At 63.6% G+C, this 17247-nt stretch carries 13 protein-coding genes and 1 tRNA gene; 6 read left to right on the top strand and 8 right to left on the bottom strand.

Annotated elements, in window-relative coordinates; translation table 11 throughout:
• Positions 1-380 precede the first annotated feature (380 nt).
• The 5 genes from ABXH26_RS05630 (at position 381) to ABXH26_RS05610 (ending at position 10309) form a co-directional block, all read left to right on the top strand.
• Complete coding sequence (locus ABXH26_RS05630; protein WP_353566064.1) at positions 381-1208, top strand: hypothetical protein; 828 nt, start codon at positions 381-383, stop codon at positions 1206-1208.
• A gap of 145 nt (positions 1209-1353) precedes the next feature.
• On the top strand, positions 1354-3885 hold the full coding sequence (locus ABXH26_RS05625; RefSeq protein ID WP_353566063.1) for a glycoside hydrolase family 3 C-terminal domain-containing protein: 2532 nt from the start codon (positions 1354-1356) through the stop codon (positions 3883-3885).
• Positions 3886-4143: 258 nt separating this feature from the next.
• Positions 4144-7560, top strand: coding sequence for a hypothetical protein (locus tag ABXH26_RS05620; RefSeq protein WP_353566062.1), 3417 nt, complete (start codon positions 4144-4146; stop codon positions 7558-7560).
• A 12-nt stretch (positions 7561-7572) separates the two neighbouring features.
• Entirely contained in the window at positions 7573-8280 is a 708-nt protein-coding gene (locus ABXH26_RS05615; RefSeq protein ID WP_353566061.1) for a hypothetical protein, read from the top strand.
• 64 nt (positions 8281-8344) lie between these two features.
• Positions 8345-10309, top strand: coding sequence for a glycoside hydrolase family 97 protein (locus ABXH26_RS05610; protein ID WP_353566060.1), 1965 nt, complete (start codon positions 8345-8347; stop codon positions 10307-10309).
• A gap of 131 nt (positions 10310-10440) precedes the next feature.
• Here ABXH26_RS05610 and ABXH26_RS05605 read toward each other — a convergent pair whose 3' ends face one another.
• Genes ABXH26_RS05605 through ABXH26_RS05595 form a run of 3 tightly spaced genes read right to left on the bottom strand, consistent with a single transcriptional unit; the run spans position 10441 to position 12645 of the window.
• Complete coding sequence (locus ABXH26_RS05605) at positions 10441-11112, bottom strand: SanA/YdcF family protein (RefSeq protein WP_353566059.1); 672 nt, start codon at positions 11110-11112, stop codon at positions 10441-10443.
• Positions 11109-12071 carry a diacylglycerol/lipid kinase family protein gene (locus ABXH26_RS05600; protein WP_353566058.1) on the bottom strand — a complete coding sequence of 321 codons (963 nt, stop codon included), beginning with the start codon at positions 12069-12071 and terminating at the stop codon, positions 11109-11111. The genes ABXH26_RS05605 and ABXH26_RS05600 overlap by 4 nt, the downstream gene beginning before the upstream one ends.
• A gap of 13 nt (positions 12072-12084) precedes the next feature.
• Positions 12085-12645, bottom strand: a complete 561-nt coding sequence (locus ABXH26_RS05595; protein ID WP_353566057.1) for a Maf family protein — start codon at positions 12643-12645, stop codon at positions 12085-12087.
• 93 nt (positions 12646-12738) lie between these two features.
• On the opposite strand from ABXH26_RS05595, the gene ABXH26_RS05590 reads away from it, so the two are divergent.
• Positions 12739-13608, top strand: coding sequence for a metal ABC transporter substrate-binding protein (locus tag ABXH26_RS05590; RefSeq protein ID WP_353566056.1), 870 nt, complete (start codon positions 12739-12741; stop codon positions 13606-13608).
• A 2-nt stretch (positions 13609-13610) separates the two neighbouring features.
• On the opposite strand, the gene rnhB is transcribed toward ABXH26_RS05590, so the two are convergent.
• The 5 genes from rnhB to trpS all read right to left on the bottom strand — a co-directional run bounded on the left by rnhB (position 13611) and on the right by trpS (position 17232).
• On the bottom strand, positions 13611-14633 hold the full coding sequence (gene rnhB, locus ABXH26_RS05585) for a ribonuclease HII (protein WP_353566055.1): 1023 nt from the start codon (positions 14631-14633) through the stop codon (positions 13611-13613).
• 7 nt (positions 14634-14640) lie between these two features.
• Positions 14641-15213, bottom strand: a complete 573-nt coding sequence (locus ABXH26_RS05580) for a CAP domain-containing protein (RefSeq protein WP_353566054.1) — start codon at positions 15211-15213, stop codon at positions 14641-14643.
• 234 nt (positions 15214-15447) lie between these two features.
• Positions 15448-15522: transfer RNA gene (locus ABXH26_RS05575), tRNA-Thr, on the bottom strand.
• A 57-nt stretch (positions 15523-15579) separates the two neighbouring features.
• Positions 15580-15999 carry a secondary thiamine-phosphate synthase enzyme YjbQ gene (locus ABXH26_RS05570; protein ID WP_353566145.1) on the bottom strand — a complete coding sequence of 140 codons (420 nt, stop codon included), beginning with the start codon at positions 15997-15999 and terminating at the stop codon, positions 15580-15582.
• 270 nt (positions 16000-16269) lie between these two features.
• Positions 16270-17232 (bottom strand): tryptophan--tRNA ligase, encoded by a 963-nt coding sequence (gene trpS / locus ABXH26_RS05565; RefSeq protein ID WP_353566144.1) that lies wholly within the window; start codon positions 17230-17232, stop codon positions 16270-16272.
• Between the last annotated feature and the right edge of the window lie 15 nt (positions 17233-17247).

The raw sequence follows: 17247 nt of genomic DNA, 5'->3' as shown, positions 1-17247 counted from the left end.
TGCTTCGTTGCGATTACCCGCAGGCACCCTCGGATGTTCCCGTGCCGAACTGAGTGGATGCAACTCCAAAACGCCGTGCCCTCACAAGCGCCAAGTGCGGTCCGGGACGGGCAGGAGCTCCGCACCGGGAAGCCCGCGGTGAACGCCGGCCGGGCGGGTTATTCCGGCGATCGACGCTCATCTGCTTCCTTCGTAGATGGAGCACCCCAGCCAGCCTCCTTGACTGAGGGAAGCTGATACGTCCTCGGGTTGCATTAATTTACCTCAATCCCACCTCACGAGCTGCTCCGGAAAACAGCAAAAACTTCGTCAGATTGCATGCGAACGGACACTTGCCGGTGAGGAGGCGGCCCATTGCCTCCGAAAAACAGAACCCCACCATGAAACTCATCACGTCCTCCCCATCCTTGGCACTGCTTCTGGCCGCGCTCGCGTGCCCGGTTGGCGCCGCCACGGTCGCCGTCAACTTCGGCGGCACTTCTTTCACTGCCGAGAACATCGGCGCTGGCGAGAACACCGCCACGCTCGACACCGTCGCCGGTCTCGACACCCCCGTGTGGACCAACCTCGACAAGGACAACAACGGCAGCGGAATTCTCGTCACCGATGGCAGCAACGGCTTTACGGTCACTTATCACCGTGCCAACGGATGGTCGGGCGGCTCGCAGGAGCTTACCGGAAGCGATGCCTCGCAGCAGGTGTTCCGGGGCTATTTGGACGACGGGGACGGCGGTGGATCCTATGCCAATGGAGACGGCTATGGCGTCACCCTGCAACTCAGCGGGCTTTCCAGCTACCTCTCATCGGTCGGTGCTTCCAGCTACACCCTGACCGTCTTTCTGAATACCGATCAGGGCGAGGCTGATGCCGGCCTGCTGGACTTCGAACTGCGCCAAGGTCTGCTGTCGGGCGGCAACATCGCCGACCTGAGCCTGCTCCAGACCGTCACCCCGATTGTGCTGGGCGACGGATCCGAGCCCACCGGCGTGGTGGGCGGCATCGGAGGCACCGGCGGCGTGCGCGGTTACGCCACGCTTTCCGGCCTGACGGAAAACGAGATCACCCTCGCCTTTGCGGTCAACAACGGAGCGCATCAGCGCGGCTCCGTCTCCGGGTTCGCCATCACCCCCGTCGCCGTTCCCGAGGCCGCATCGTCGCTTCTCGGCGTGTTCGGCAGTCTTCTCCTGCTCCGCCGCCGCCGCGCCTGATGCCGCGTTTTCAGACGGAGCAGGCGCCTGTCTGCCTGCTCCGTCACCTCTCTGCAGGTCGCTTCCGGCGAACCTGCCGCCTGCGCTTTCCAACTCAATGAACCGTACTACCACCCACCCACCGGCCTTCGGGATTTTCACCGCGATGGTTGTGTCCCTCGCGTCCACTGGCATCGCACCCGCCCAGACCTACAAGGATTCCAAGGCCCCTCTTGAAGAGCGCGTCGAGGATCTCTTCTCACGCCTTACTCCCGACGAGAAACTCAGCCTGCTGAGCGGAGGCGGCTTCAACACCCAGCCGATCCCGCGCCTCGATGTGCCGCCGATGGTGATGGTCGATGCCGGACAAGGTGTCCGCGGAGGTCCCGATTCGCTTTTCGGCCCCGCCACCGCGTTCCCGTCCGGCGTGGCCATGGGTTCGACCTGGGATCCCGAACTCATCTCACGGGTCGGTGCCGCCATCGGTACGGAAACGCGCAACAAGGGCACCGGCGCCCAGATCCTTCTCGGCCCCGCCGTGAACATCCATCGCTCGCCCCTGGGCGGCCGGAATGGTGAGTATTTCAGTGAGGATCCCGTGGTCTCCGCGCGCCTCGGCGTCGCTTACATCCAAGGCATGCAGGGGGTCGGCACAGTGGCCTGCATCAAACATTTCGCCGCCAACAACGAGGAAGTGGACCGCGGCGACGTCGACGTCCGCATGGACGAGCGCACGCTGCGCGAAATCTATCTTCCCGCCTTCGAAGCCGGGGTGAAAGAGGGTGGCGTCTGGACCTTGATGACCGCCTACAACAAGGTCAACGGCCCTCACGCCAGCGCCAACACGTATCTTCTGAGAAACGTCCTCAAGGACGGATGGGGCTTCGACGGCTTGGTGATGTCCGACTGGGGTGGCGTTCATGAAACCCCCGTTTCCCAGGCCGGCAACGACCTTGAAATGCCGGGCGGCGGACTCGCCACGCCGGACAAGCTGAAGGTCGCACTGGAAGACAAGTCGCTGACACAGGATGCCGTCGATGACTCGGCGCGCCGCGTTCTCAGAACGGTGATCCGTGCCGGCTTGCTCGACGGACCGATCGAGCGTGACGCGGGCAAGGTGAACTCGGAAGAGCACCGGAAGCTCGCTTACGAGGTGGCCACCAAGTCGATCGTTCTTTTGAAGAACGAGAACCAAGTGCTCCCGCTCGACCGCAACCGGATCCGCTCCGTGGCCGTCATCGGCGAGCCTGCCGAGAAGCTGCAGATCGGCGCTCTGGGCAGCCCTGAAGTCAAACCGCTTAAAACGGTGCAGATCATCGATGGCTTCCGCGAGACCGCCGGCAAGAATGTCACCGTTCGGTTCGCGGCAGGACGCATCAACGGAAATCCGGTGTCCGATGCCGTGGTGCACGTGCCGGGAGACCCCAATAGCCCCGGTTTTGCCGCGGAGTACTTCACCAACACGAATCTGGAAGGCGAGCCCGCCCTCAAGCGCGTCGAGGCTGAGGTCCAGCTCAACGGCGGGGAATCGCCCGCGCCTGGTATCGGCGGATCGAACTACAGCGTCCGCTGGAGCGGCGTCCTGACCCCGCCGGAGACCGGCGAGTACACGTTCTATTTTACGGGCGACGATGGATTCCGCGTCTTCGTGGACGATCAGCAGATCATGGACCGGTGGAGCATCGGCGGGGCCGCCATCTACAATGGCAAGATCAAGCTCGAGAAAAGCCATCCGGTGAATCTCCGCGTCGAGTTTTTCCAAGGTGGTGGCAACGCCATGGCGGAACTGAACTGGATGCCTCCCTCCTTTACCATTTACAGCGACGCGGTGGCCGCCGCGAAAGCCTCCGATGCCGCGGTGGTCGCGGTCTCCACCTGGCGCACCGAAGGAGAAGGCAGCGATCGCCCCTCCATGGACCTTCCGAACGGCCAGGCCGATCTGATTCGCGCGGTGGCGGCCGTGAACAAGAACACCATCGTCGTCATCAACAGTGGCACCCCCGTCACCCTCAAGGACTGGGTGGATCAGGTGCCTGCCGTATTGCAGGCGTGGTTTCCCGGACAGGAAGGTGGCGCGGCGATCGCGGATATCATTTTCGGCGATGTCAATCCGTCGGGACGCCTTCCCGATACCTTTGCCGCCAACCGTGAGGATTATCCCGATTACGGGAACTTCCCCGGCACCAATGGCACCGTGAAATACGAGGAAGGGATTTACGTGGGCTATCGTCACTTCGACAAGAAGGGGATCGAGCCGATCTTTCCGTTCGGCCACGGCTTGTCCTACACGACCTTCGCCTTCAAGAACGCCAAGGCTCAATCCACAGGCGGGGAAAAGGGTCATCCCTCGGTGCGCGTGACCGTCGAGGTCACCAATACGGGGCGCCGCCAAGGCGAAGAGGTCGTCCAGCTCTACATTCACGATCCGAACCCCCAGATCGACAAGCCGGTGCGTGAACTGAAGGGCTTCCAGCGGATCGCTCTGAAACCCGGCGAATCCGGAACCGTGACCTTCAACCTCACTCCGCGGGACTTCTCTTACTTCGATGTCGCCGGCAAGCAATGGCGTGCCGATCCGGGCACCTACGACATCGAGATCGGGGCTTCCTCGCGCGACATTCGTCTCAAGGTGCCGCTGAAGATCCGCGATGCGGTGACCGAAAAGGTCCCCCTCTCAAAGAACTTCGCTCCTAACTGATTCCATCCATGGGTGGCGACGCGGGGACCTGGCTCCATCGAGCTTTTTCCCGCGTCGTCCGCTTTCTCCGCTCCGGAACGGCGCGGACGTGTCCAGCCGCCTGCCGGCATCTTCCCTTCTTTCGTGGGCCCAACATCCCACAAATCCCCGAAACCCATCCGCTCCCGCTCCTCGATGAACCGCCCGATCCACCGACGAGAATTCGCTTTGTCACCTTCCCGTCCTGATGGCTTTGCGCTGATCATCACCATCAGCTTGATGGTGCTCCTGACCCTCATCGCCGTGGGCCTGCTGGCGCTTTCCTCAATCTCGTTGCGCGGCTCGCGCAGCGGAGAGTCCATGCTGGAAGCCCGCTCGAACGCGCGGATGGCCTTGGCGTTGGCGATCGGCCAGCTGCAGAAGGCGGCAGGCCCGGACCAGCGGATCACGGCCCCCGGAAATCTCGTCCGCGCAAAGGCACCGGAAGGCCTCACCGGAGTGTGGGAGGCATCGACGCCGGCGGAGCTGGTGACTCCCCTCAACGACAAGGACGCAAAATTTGAAACGTGGCTTACCTCCGGAGCCATGCGGGCGGAGGGATCCGAAGTGGATGGCGAGCCATTGGCACCGCCGGACGACGAAGAAGCCGTGGTCCTTCTGGGCAAAGGATCCCTCGGCGAGAACTCGACGGGCAAGGATCTGAGCGAGGAGTATCTGCTGACCCGTCCGCTGGAGCTTTCGACCGACCGGGCGCACGGCGGGTTGGGTTGGGCGGTGATCGACGAGAGCGCGAAGGCCCGACTCGACTTGGAGGTAGAGCCGGACGATGGCCCGGGCACCGGCCTCGCCGAGCAGCTCGCCCGCGTCGGCGCGCCCCGCCGCTGCGGCATCTTCGCGCTCGACCAACTCGAAGGCTTCCGTCCCGACGAGGAAGAGGTCTCGAAGTTCGCCAGCTACGATTCCATTCTGCTGGGCAGTCACCTGGATGCTCTGAAGTCCTACCGTCCCGATCTCACCCCCTGGGCGCTGTCTCTGATGACGGATCCCGTTGACGGCGGATTGAAGCGGGACCTGAGCACTCTCGTCACCGAGGAGCCGGATGCTTTCGCCAGCGAAGGAGGCCTTTATGAAAGTCTCGGCCTTCCCGGGGATCAATCTTCCGAACCTCAATGGGCGTCCTTGGTGGACTACCACAATCTTTACAAGGCGATCGGCGAGCCGAATGCCTTCACCCGCGGAGTCCGGGCCGATGCGGTGGGAGCCAAGCTCCCCGCCGGGCTCAGGCCCTACACCGTGCGGAACAACCGCTACACCGCGAATCCCCAGGTTCCGCAGGGCCAGGTCCTCCTGCCCAGCCTCCTTAGGGTGGACATGATCTTTTCCCTCATCACGCGGGATCCGCATGGCCAGTGGCTCACGCCTCATCGCGCGAAGGGCAACACCCTGATGCTCCATCTCCTGTATCTTCCCGTCATTACGCTGCACAACCCTTATGATGTGCCGTTGAGCTTCGAGTCATTGAAACTCAACTTCCAGGACGTTCCCGTGGGCTTCCGCTTCCTGATCAACAACCAGCCGATCACCAACTCGCTGATCCCTCTCAACAATCTCTACAGGAACTACGTCAACTCCAACGAGTCGAAGATCTTCGGGGTTACCTTGCGGGAAACGCTGGGAGGCGGAGGGTCGGAGACGATCACCCTGGAGCCCGGTCAAACGAAGCTGTTTGGCACCGCCCGGGTGGAGCCCACATGGACGTGGAACGATGAGGACGCGGGCGGTGCCGAAGCCAACAAACAACTCTTTGACTGGGCCAACGACAAGACCACCAATTTCGAGATGATCCCCACCTTGATGACCGATCATACCACCGGTGCCGGGTTCGATGTCGATTGGTTGGCGGGACGCGATTTGGCGCCGGCAGCCCAGCGTTATTGCCAGGAAGGCACCCTCGGCCTGCGGGCGAATGATCAGGTCTCCGTCGAATGGGGACCCATCCGCCAGCCGAATTCGGAGTTCTTCATCGCCATGGAGCTCAATCGCAGACCGGCGGGAATCTACCGGATCAAGTATGGAAACGAAGCGAATCTCCGCAGGATCGTTTCCGAGGGAACTTCGGACCGTTACCCGGAGCCGCGCGAATTCCCCATGATCTATCCCGACCGGAACAGCCCCTCGGTCGCGGGAGGCCGCATCTATGAACCGGGCAGCCGGGCGATTCGCGATTACTCGCGTCCGCGTCCGTTCGCGATCTTCAGTTTCTCGGGAAAAACCACGCGGGAATCCTTCGTCCCCGCCCGTCCTTATGCCGACGCCTCGACGAACCTCTTCGTGGCCGACATCGATCTCTCGGGGACTGGCAACGCACCCGGTGACCAGCCTTACGAACTGGTGATGGTTCCCGTGCTACCCGGAACCGGGACGATCGGAGAAAACCGCGAGGAGGAGGAGGGATACTTTTTCGGCGGCCACGACATCGACCGCGGCACCCCGCGCGCCACCTTCTACGAAATCCCTCGCCTGCCCCTGCAGTCGCTGGCCCAGTTCCGCCATGCAAACCTGGCCAACTCCGGCACTCCGCCCTTCATGACCTATACGGTGGGAGAGTCCTGGGCGCACCCCATGCTCCCTACCGACGACGTACAGGGGCGGAGTGCGTCTAACCAGACGATCTACGACCATTGCTATCTCTCCAACGCGGCTTTGTGGGATCGCTACTTCCTGTCCACGATGAGCGACTACGAGGGGCCCGCCTTCGGGACAACCCGTTCCGCCAGTGAGGTGCGGCAGGGTTTTTTCCGTGGCGAGGAACCCCTTCTCAATCCACGTTTTCAATCGCTGGTTCCGGCGGCGGAGGCGGAGGATGCGGCCGGCGATCTGGGCCAGGCCGCCGGCGACCGCATGGCGGCCAAGTATCTGGCGATGAAAGGCGGCTTCAATGTCAATTCCACCTCGGTCGACGCTTGGATCGCCGTGCTTTCTTCTCTCCGCGATACGACCGTGGCATCCCAAGAGGATGGAGACACCGCTTCTGAAAGCTCCACACCCTTTCCCCGCGTCCGCTACCCGTCTGCGGGTCCGGTCGAGTTGGGAGGTTCGTTCTTTGGCGGACGGGAAGGCCGCTGGCAGGGCTACCGGCAGCTCGATGAGGACCAGATCAAGGAACTCGCTGAGAACATCGTCGACGAAGTCCGCGAGAGAGGGCCGTTCCTGTCGCTTGCCGAATTCGTCAACCGCAAGCTCGGAGGCTCCGGCGATGAAACCAGCTTGAGGGGGGCCATCGCCAACGCGATCCACAACACCGACATCAACTCCATCGTCGCCGTCGACGGCCTCGAGATCACCCCCAGCAACATCGGCACCCACAACTGGCAGACGCCCCAGGCTGCGATGGGCAACAACATCGAAGGCGCGCCCGGAGCGCTCACTCAAGGGGACATTCTGAGTGCACTGGGAAGCCAGCTGACCGTCCGGGGCGACACCTTCCTGGTGCGTGCCTACGGCGAATCCAGTAGCAATCAGGGACGCATCGAGGCGCGCGCCTGGTGTGAAGCCGTGGTGCAGCGCGTCCCGGATTTTGTCGATCCCGGTGACGTTCCGGAGACCGCGTCCGATGAGCTTTCCCCAATCAACCGATCCTTCGGACGCCGGTTCGAGATCCGTTCGTTCCGCTGGCTGGTGGCGGAAGAAGTGTGAACCTTGAACCGCATGAGAAACGCCTGTCTTTTCATCCTCGCCGTCGTCCTCGCTGTGGGGCCCGCTTTTGCCCAGACCCAGACCCAAACGGTTCTTTTCCGGACCCTTTGTCTCCAACATCAGGATGACATCCGCACGGTGTTCGTCCCATCCGCAAAAGGCGGCTCTTCGGAGGTCCCACTCCTCACCGGGGGGTTCAGTCCGGTTTACCGCGCAGCATTCAAGGACGGTGTGGCCGAGTTCCACGTGGATGACGACGACGCGCCGGAGGGCAAACGAGTGGTGGCGCGGGGGCGGCTCGCGTCCTCGGACCGCCAGTTGTTTCTCTTCCTGCCCGATCCTCAGAAGCGCCTCCCCTACCGCCTCCATTGCCTGCCCGACGACCTCCCGGCGTTTCCCATGGGAGGGCTCCGGTTTCTCAATCTCACCCCCTATGCGGCCCGCCTCGAACTCGCCGGAGCCAAGCTGCCGGCGGTCAAATCCGGTGCCAGCCAGACCTATCCCAAGGTTACCAAAGTGGACGAGTGGAACATGTATCAGGCACGGGTCGAACTGCAGGCGCCGGATGGTCACTGGGCCACCATTTCCAGCCCATCCTGGAAATCGCTGGAAACCAAGCGCGATCTCGCCCTGATCATGATCGACCCCACCTCCCGGCAGCCCCGCATTCTGAATTTCAAGGACCTCCCTCCATGGCTGGAACCGACGCCTGAGGAGTAGGAGCCCCCTTGGGAAACCGCTCTGCCCATATTCTTCGACTCCTTTCACCCACCCTATATCATTCATGAAGATCCCGAACCTCCGCCAGGGCATCCTGGCCTCGACATTGCTCCTCTCTCCATCTCTTACCGCCGCTCCCGTTGAGATCACCTCGCCCGATGGAACAAACGTGCTGACCGTCGACGATAGCGACGGCAGCATCCGATACGCGATCACATCCGCTGGCCAGGAGGTGGTCGCGCCGACTCCGATCGGCATCACGCTCAACGGCACCGCCCTTCCCCACTCCAAGGCAAAGGCCGTCCGGGAAAACCAGGTGAGAGAAACGGTGAAGCCGGTGGTTCCAACCTTCAGCGCCTCGTTCCCGGACGCCTTCAACGAGAAGTGGATTCAGTTCGATGACGGAGTCTCGCTGCGCTGCCGTGCTTATGACGACGGCGTCGCCTTCCGCTGGGAGACATCGCGGAATGACGAGGAAATGGAGGTGAATGAGGACCTGCGGATCTCCTTCACGGAGGATTTCCCCGTGTTTTTCCCCGCACCGAATGGCGATGGCTTCTTCTCCCACCAAGAGTGCCTTTACCCGCGGATGAAGGTTTCCGAAACAGCCGGCAAAAAGAATGCCTCGGTCCCGCTTCTGGTCGAGCGGGGTGACGACCGCTGGATGCTGGTTTCCGACGTCAATGTGGAAGGATATCCCGGCATGTGGCTGGAAGGCACGGACTCGACCACGATTCAGGCGGTGTTTCCTCCCTATCCGCTCGAAACGAAGCTGGACGGACACCTGAACCTCAAGGTTGCCAAGGCAGCCGATTACATCGCCCGGACGAAGGGCACGCGCACCTTTCCCTGGCGGGCCTTCGCCCTCACCGACGACGCTGCGGGCCTTCTGACATCGACCCTGTTTTACAACCTGGCGGAACCGAGCCGTTTGAAGAACACGGAGTGGATCCGTCCCGGCCTGGTGGCTTGGGACTGGTGGAACGCGAACAACATCTATGGGGTGCCGTTCCGCGCCGGCTTCAATCAAGAGACCTACAAGCACTACATCGACTTCGCCTCCGAGATGGGCGCGGGATACATCATCCTCGACGAAGGCTGGAGCAAGCCCGGACCCGGCGGGCTGCTCGAGGTCGTCCCGGAAATCGACATGCCAGCGCTCGTGAAATACGGGCACTCGAAGAAAGTGGACATCATCCTGTGGATGGGTTCGGTGGCTTTGGAGCACGATTTCGATCGGGCGTTCGATCAGTTCTCCGAATGGGGCATTGCGGGTATCAAAGTCGATTTCATGCAGCGTGACGACCAAGTGATGATGGACTTCCTCTACCGAACCGCCGAGGAGGCGGCGAAACACCGGCTGCTGGTGGATTTCCACGGCGGTTCGAAGCCGACCGGACTGTCCCGAACCTGGCCGAACATGGTGACCACCGAATCCGTATGCGGCCTCGAACAGAACAAGTGGGGCGGAGATGCGAATCCCGACATGGCCGTCCTTCTGCCCTTCACCCGCATGGTGGTCGGCCCCATGGATTACACGCCCGGGGCGATGGTGAATCAGCAGAAGAACACGTTCCGCCCCATGAACGACACCCCCACCAGCCAGGGAACCCGGGCGCAACAACTGGCGATGTACGTGGTCTACCTCAGCCCGCTGCAAATGCTGGCCGACAGCCCCACCCACTATCGGCGCAATCCCGAAAGCCTTCCCTTCCTCAAGGCAGTGCCGACCACTTGGGACGAAACCCGCGTGCTGAAGGCCGACGTCGGCCGCTGCGTGGCGGTGGCCCGGCGCAAGGGGAACGAATGGTTCATCGGCGGCCTGACGAGCTGGGAAGCCTGTGATCTGGAACTGCCGCTGGATTTCCTGGGCACGGGCAGCTTCGAGATGACGGTCTGGAAGGACGGCATCAACGCCGATCGCAACGGCAACGACGTCGCGGTGGAAACGCGGTCGGTGGCCGCCAAGGACCGGCTGACGGTGCATCTGGCTCCCGGCGGCGGTGTGGCCGCGATGATTCGCAAATGATCTCGAGGTCGAGCTTCCGATCTCTATCTTTTGGGGTGAAGCAGGCCCGTCGCCGTATTTCGGCGGCGGGCCACTTTGTGGAGAAAACCCGTCCCGCCCACGTACGGAGCGGCGCACCCGAAGACCGGGCGTCAGAGCGGCAGCCGCTCCTTCTCACCGAGATGCCTCGGCCTTGTCTTGAGAATCCGCACGTCCAACCACATTTTCACCCGCGCGCCCACCTCGCGGAGGCGGGTCTTGAGCCCACCCTGACCATCCACATCGCGGGCGTTGAAACCGACGCAATCCATCCCGTTCGCCCGGCCCAGGTAGATCGCGCGCTCGTTTTGGAATTGCTGTGAAATGAAGGTCACTTCTTCCACGCCGAAGACTTCCTTCGCCCGCACCACGGAATCCAAAGTACGAAGCCCGGCGTAGTCGCACACGATCTTGTCCGACGGCACGCCGGCTTTCACCAAGGCACGCATCATCCGCAGCGGCTCGTTGTAGTGCTTCGTCCGGTTGTCACCGGAGACGATCACACAAGCCAGTTTGCCCGCTTTCCAGAGATCGGCCGCGGCATCGATGCGGTAGCGGAAATAGAGGTTCTCCCGACCCTCGATCCGGTCGTCGCAGCCGAACACCAGCCCCACCCGTTGGCCGGGCACTTCCGCCGGCTCGTCGTGCAACCGTCCCACGCTTGCCAGCACCGCAGCCAGGTTGGTCCACGCGATCCACAGCACGAAGGCCCCGAGCGCCATCGAGGCGCCTAACAGCAGACGTTTCCACCACGGCCTGCGGGCTTTTCCCTCGGCGGCCTTCACGGCTCGGGCACTCCCACGGTTTTGCGCAGCGATCCGATGAAGGTCTTCATGGCTTCCTCCCACCGGGTGCCGATCGGTCTCTTCGGTGCCAGCACCCGCAGGCGCTCCGGCTGGTCATCGCCGAACACCACCCGCTTGGTGCGCCCGATCAGTTCGCCATCCACCTCCAGCGGCACCTCCCGCTCGCTTTCGACCACCAGCGATTCGGTTTGCAAATACACCACCGTCGATTCGTCGAAGGCCACCCCGCGCGAGGCGATCCCGCGCAGCGAATCGAGCACCAGCCGGTAGCCCGCCTCCTTGAAGACCAGCACGTCCAGCTTGTTGTCCTGATTGTCGGCGCGATGGAAAATCCGGAACTGGCCGCCATAGAGCGAGCCATTGCCGGCCAGCACGGCGATGCCCTCCGCGGTGCGCCCGTCGCCCGTCCTCACCCGCATCATCGGCGGATCCTCGCCGAGCACCTTCACCGCCGACATGAGGTAGGCCAGCGGACCGAGCACCTTCTTGGTTTCCCACGTGGTTTCCTCGATCACCGCGGCATCGAAGCCGACGCCCGCCATCTGCACGAAGGGCGTGCCGTTGGCCTCGAACAGGTCCACCTCCCGAACGTTGCCTTCGAGGATCACCTCAAAGGCGCGGTCGAGGTTGTCGTAGGGAATCCCCAGCTCGCGCGCGAACACGTTCATGGTCCCGGTCGGCAGCACGCCCAGCGCGGTGCGCGTCCCGGCCAGCCCCTGGACCACGGCGTTGAGGGTGCCATCCCCGCCGGCGGCGATCACCAGCGGCTCGCCCTGCTCGGCGAACCTCTCGGCCAGCGCCTGCGCCTCGGCTGCCGAGCGGGTGGCGTAGAGCGCCAGCCCGGCGGCATTGTCCATCAGGAACTCCAAAGCCCGCCGGCCCCGTTGGCTGCGGGCCTTCGGGTTGAAAAGCACCGGATATCGCGGCGGCAGAATCACGCCCGCAATCAAATCACGACCTCACCGCCCCGCAAGCCTTCAACCGCTTCATCAGCTCGGTCATGGGCAGCCCCATCACGTTGTCGAAGTCGCCCTCGATCCGCTCCACCAGCATTTCCCCATGCTCCTGGATGCCGTAGGCTCCCGCCTTGTCGAGCGGATCGACTTTTCCGAAGTAGGTGGAAATGACGGAAGCATCCAGCTCGTGAAAGCGCACCCGCGTGGCCACAACGAAGGTTTCCATGCCCTGCGCCGAACGCAGGCAAACGCCGGTGCGCACCTCGTGGTCGCGGCCCGAGAGACTTTCGAGCATCGCCCTCGCCTCGTCCCGATCCCGCGGCTTGCCCAGCACCCGGCCACCGACCTGCACCAGCGTGTCTGCCGCGATCACCCAGCCCGAACCCGGGTCGACCGCGTCCGCCTTCCGTTCGGCATTGGCCTGGCATAGCTGATCCCACGGCAAGGCCCCGGGCGGCAACTCGTCGGCCGGCGACGGCCTGACCTCGAAATCCAAACCCTCGCGCTCCATCAGCTCTCTTCTCCGGGGCGAACCCGATGCCAGAATCAACCTCACGCCGGGATCCGAACGGCCACGTGGCGGCCTGCCAAGTCTGGATCCTTACCGCAAATTCATTGCATTTCCGCCGCTGCTTTTTAGATTGCACCCATGCCCCGCTGGTTCCTGCCATTTTTGCTCAGCTGCCTGGCCGCCCATGGCGACCTCAAGGTCGCGGCCCTGCATCCCCTGCTCGCTGAACTGGCACAGCAGGTCGGTGGCGATCAGGTGGAGGTGATCGACCTGATGGGCCCCAATGGCGACCCCCACCACTTCGAGCCGACGCCCCGCCAGCTTCGCGAGACCGGCCGTTTCGACCTGATGCTGGCCTGCGGCCTCGGGCTCGAGTCCGGCCTTTCCGACATCCGCGACCTCCTGCCGGCGGGCTCCGAAATGGTCGAGGTCGGCGAGGCTTTGCCCACGCTGGCCGGCACCTGCGACGACCCCAGCCATCACCATGATCATGACGGCCGCGATCCGCACTGGTGGCACTCGGTTGAAACCTATCGCCGCGCCGTCAGCGTCGTGGAGTCCGCCTTCTCGCGGCTCGATCCGGACCAGGCTGATGCCTATGCCACGCGGGCCGATTCCTATCGCCAGCAGCTCGACCGACTCGACCGCTGGGTGCGTCGGCAAGTGGCGCGCGTTCCGCGGGATCGGCGGGTGCTCGCCACCTCGCACGCCGCCTTCGGCTATTTCTGCCATGAGTTCGGCTTCCGGGCCGTGGCCGTGCAGGGCCTGACCCGCGAGCAGATGCCGGACGCCGCCAGCCTGGCTCGCGTTTTCACCGAGCTGCGCGACCAGCACGTGACGGTGATCTTCCCGGAAAAAGGCGCCAATCCCGCGATCCTCCGCGCCTTGGTGAAGGATGGCCACCTGCGGCTCGGCCCCCAACTGGATGCCGATGGCACCCGCTCCGCCAGCTACGAGGCGATGATCCGCGGTAACGTCACGGCCATCCGCGACGCGCTGGCACGCTGATTTCAGGCCACCCGCCCGGCCCGTCGGGTTTCCCTCAGGGAAACGTCCTCCACCCGGTTGACGCGCGGCTTCTCACCCTCGATCAGCACGACTTCGATGACGTCGTAGCGCCACGGAAAGTCCCGCCGGCCGAGCATTCGGAGCCACTCGTTCGCGCCCCGCCGGATGAGCCGCCGTTTCTCCTCGTTCACGGCTTCCAGGGGCCGACCGAAGTCATCGCGGGTGCGGGTTTTCACCTCCACAAACAGGAGCACCTCACCCTGGCGGGCCACGATGTCCACCTCGCCGCCGCCGGGCGCGCGGAAATTCCGGAAGAGCACCTTGGCGCCGATCGACCGGAGCCAGGCGGCCGCGATCCGCTCGCCGCGTCGGCCGACTTCGGCGGGCTCGATTTTTCCGCCATCACGCCCCTCAAGTGGCAGCGCCAATTGAGCGACGGGCTGAAACGAGCGACGATGAATGCGACAAGGCCCATGAAGGCGGAGAGCTTCCAGATGCTCCCTCGTACCATAGCCCTTGTGCCGCTGGAATCCGTATTGTGGAAACTCGGCCGCCAGTTCCGTCATGCAGCGGTCACGGGAAACCTTGGCCAACACGCTGGCGGCGGCGATCGAGAGCGAAAGCCCGTCGCCCTTCACCACGCCGTCGTGGCCGTGGGGAAAGCCGGGCACCGGCAGGCCGTCGATCAGGCAGTGATCGACCGTGCGCGCCAGCCCCGCGACCGCCAGCGCCATTGCCCGGTGGGTCGCGCGCAGGATGTTGAGGCGATCGATTTCCTCATGCTCCACGAAGGCCACGGACCAGACGATGGCCGCGTGGCCGGTGAGAAACGCAAAAAGCCGTTCGCGGCAAGCCGCGGACAGCTTTTTGGAATCGTCCAGTTCGGGGCAGGAAAACGTCTCGGGCAGGATCACCGCCGCGGCCACGACCGGTCCCGCCAAGGGGCCCCGGCCGGCTTCGTCGATGCCCGCGATCACCTGGTGACCGCGGGCCCGACACGCAACTTCCAAACTGAAATCAGGCATGACGCCCTCAGAACTGCCTAAAGCGGTCCGGGAGTGTCATGGCGGAAATGTTCCGCGTGGCAAAAATCTGGGTCGCGTAAACCATGCCATCGTCGGTGACCACCACGCCGAGACCGGCACAATCCCAGTCCTGCTGGAGATTGTAGGAGTGTTTTTTGGAAGCCACCCAGGCGCGGGTGAGCTGGCCGGGGATGTCGCCGGTCACCTTGCCGCCGGCGACGTTTTCCGCGATCGACTCCATGTTGTAGATCCGCTGGGCGGCCAGCACCCGGCCGTTGAAGCCGTAGTGGGAGATGTTTTCCGACCCGAGCGAGAACTTGCCGCGGTTTTTGGCCATGAATTCGCAGTGTTCCTGGGCGAGGCGGTCGAGGCCCGAGTTCGGCTGCAGCGCATCCTTGCCGATGCTGGCGCGGTAGCGGTTGATCGACTGGTGGAGCTGGTTTTTCAGCGATGAATTCTCGGCGCTGTGCGCGTGACTCGCCGAAACGGGAACGCGGGTGGTGTCGAGATCGCTGGCACAGGACGCAAGGAGCACGAGGACTCCCGCGCCCACGACTTTCGTCAGGGTGTTGTGGGACATTCTGTGTGTGTATTGTGTGTGGACGGTGGGACTGTGTGGAGCAGCCGGCTGGCATTCCAGCCAACCGATGTTCTACCCACCCAATCGCAGTCAGGCAGTCACAAAGTCGCGTGTTAGAGTAACGGGAACGCGTAATTACGCTGACTGCCGTAGTTGCCCCGAAGGGCGGGATCGCGAGCTTGGACTCCCCGCCTGGCGAACCTGTTCAAAGCGGTTTCGGGCGAAATTCCGGGCTGGAGCCGCTGGTCGGATTTGAACCGACGACCTGCTCATTACGAATGAGCTGCTCTACCCCTGAGCTACAGCGGCAATTCCCGGCGGGAAGAGGCGCGGAATGAACCAGAGGCCCGCCCGCTGGGCAAGCAATTAGTCGCCCGTCACCGCGACCACGATCTGCCGCTGGTGCGGCGCCCGGCGGTGCTCGAACAGGAAGATTCCTTGCCAGGTGCCGAGCGCCATCCGCCCGTCGATCACCGGAATGACCTCGCTCGTCCGGGTGAGCGCCATGCGGATGTGGCTGGGCATGTCGTCCGGGCCTTCCAGCGTGTGGACGAAATACGGCGTGTCTTCCGGCACCAAGTGATCGAAGAAGGCCTCCAGGTCCCGTCGCGCGCTGGGATCGGCGTTTTCCATGATGACCAGGCTGGCCGAGGTGTGCCGCACGAAGACGGTGACCGTGCCCGTGGAAATCCCGCTCTCGGCGACGATTCCCGCCACTTCGGAGGTGATCTCGTAGGTCCCCTTCCCCCGGCTCCGGACGGTAAAACTGCCTGCATGCGCGCTCATGGCGGTCATGCTGGCGGCGCCGGCGGCGGCGTCCAAGCCCGGAAGCGCCCACCGGAAAAGACGAAACGCAGGACTCCCCCCGGAATCCTGCGTCTTTCGTTTCGTCGTCGGGGACCGGCTTGCTGCCTGGCTCTGAGAACCCACCCCCCGGAGGGTTCAGTCAGAAGCCCCTTCGGACTCGCTTATAACTCCTCCTATCGCGGTGCCCGCGGCCCGTTTTCAAAATGCCTCCATTTTTTTCAGGGGCTGATCCCCTTCCGTCCTGCGGCCTCAGAGCCCGACCGCCTGGCGGACGCGATCGAGCGTGATGGCGGCGGCGGCGCGTGCTTTTTCCGCGCCCTTGGCCAGAACTTCGTCGACGAAGCCGGGATCGCTCACCAGCTCCTCGCGTTTCGCCCGCATGGGCGCGAAATAGTCCCAGTAGGCTTCGGCAAGCTGCTTCTTGAAGTCGCCATACCCGGTCCCGCCGGACTCGTGGCGGGCCACCATTTCCCGGTAGGCGTCCTCGTCGGCGAAAAGACGGAACAGCGGGAGGATGAGCGAGTCCGCAACCGGCTTCGGCTCCTCCACCGGTGTCGAATCGGTCTTGATGCGCATGATGAGCTTCTTCGACGGCTTCTCCTCGCCGAAGAGCGGCAGGGTGTTGCCATAGCTTTTGCTCATTTTCTGGCCATCGAGGCCGGGCACCACCGCCACGCTCTCGCGGATGATCGGCTCGGGCACGACCAGGGTGCCCTCGCCGTAGGCTTCGTTGATCTTGCCGGCGAGGTCGCGCGTGACTTCCAAGTGCTGCTTCTGGTCCTTGCCGACCGGGACCTGATTGGAATCGTAAAGAAGGATGTCCGCGGCCATCAGCACCGGGTAGGCGAACAGGCCGTGGCTGGGCGAGAAGCCCTTGGCGACCTTGTCCTTGTACGAGTGGCACTTTTCCAGCAGGCTGATCGGGCAGACGGTGGACAGGATCCACGCCAACTCGTTGACCTCCGGGACGTCGGATTGGCGGAAAAACACCGACCTTTCGGGGTCCAGCCCGCAGGCCAGGAAATCGACGGCCAGTTCCCGTGTGTAGGCGCGCAGCTCGGCAGCGTCCCTGACGGTGGTCATCGCGTGATAGTTGGCGATGAAGTAGAACGCGTCGCCCTCCTCCTGCAGCTTCACCGCCGGCTCCATGGCGCCGAAGTAGTTGCCGACGTGGAGTTTGCCGCTGGGTTGCAGGCCGGTCAGGATGCGCATGGCGCGGACCATGGG

The organism is Haloferula sargassicola (assembly GCF_040362925.1).
GTDB classification, from domain to species: domain Bacteria; phylum Verrucomicrobiota; class Verrucomicrobiia; order Verrucomicrobiales; family Akkermansiaceae; genus Haloferula; species Haloferula sargassicola.
This window is presented reverse-complemented; position numbering and strand designations above follow the sequence as displayed.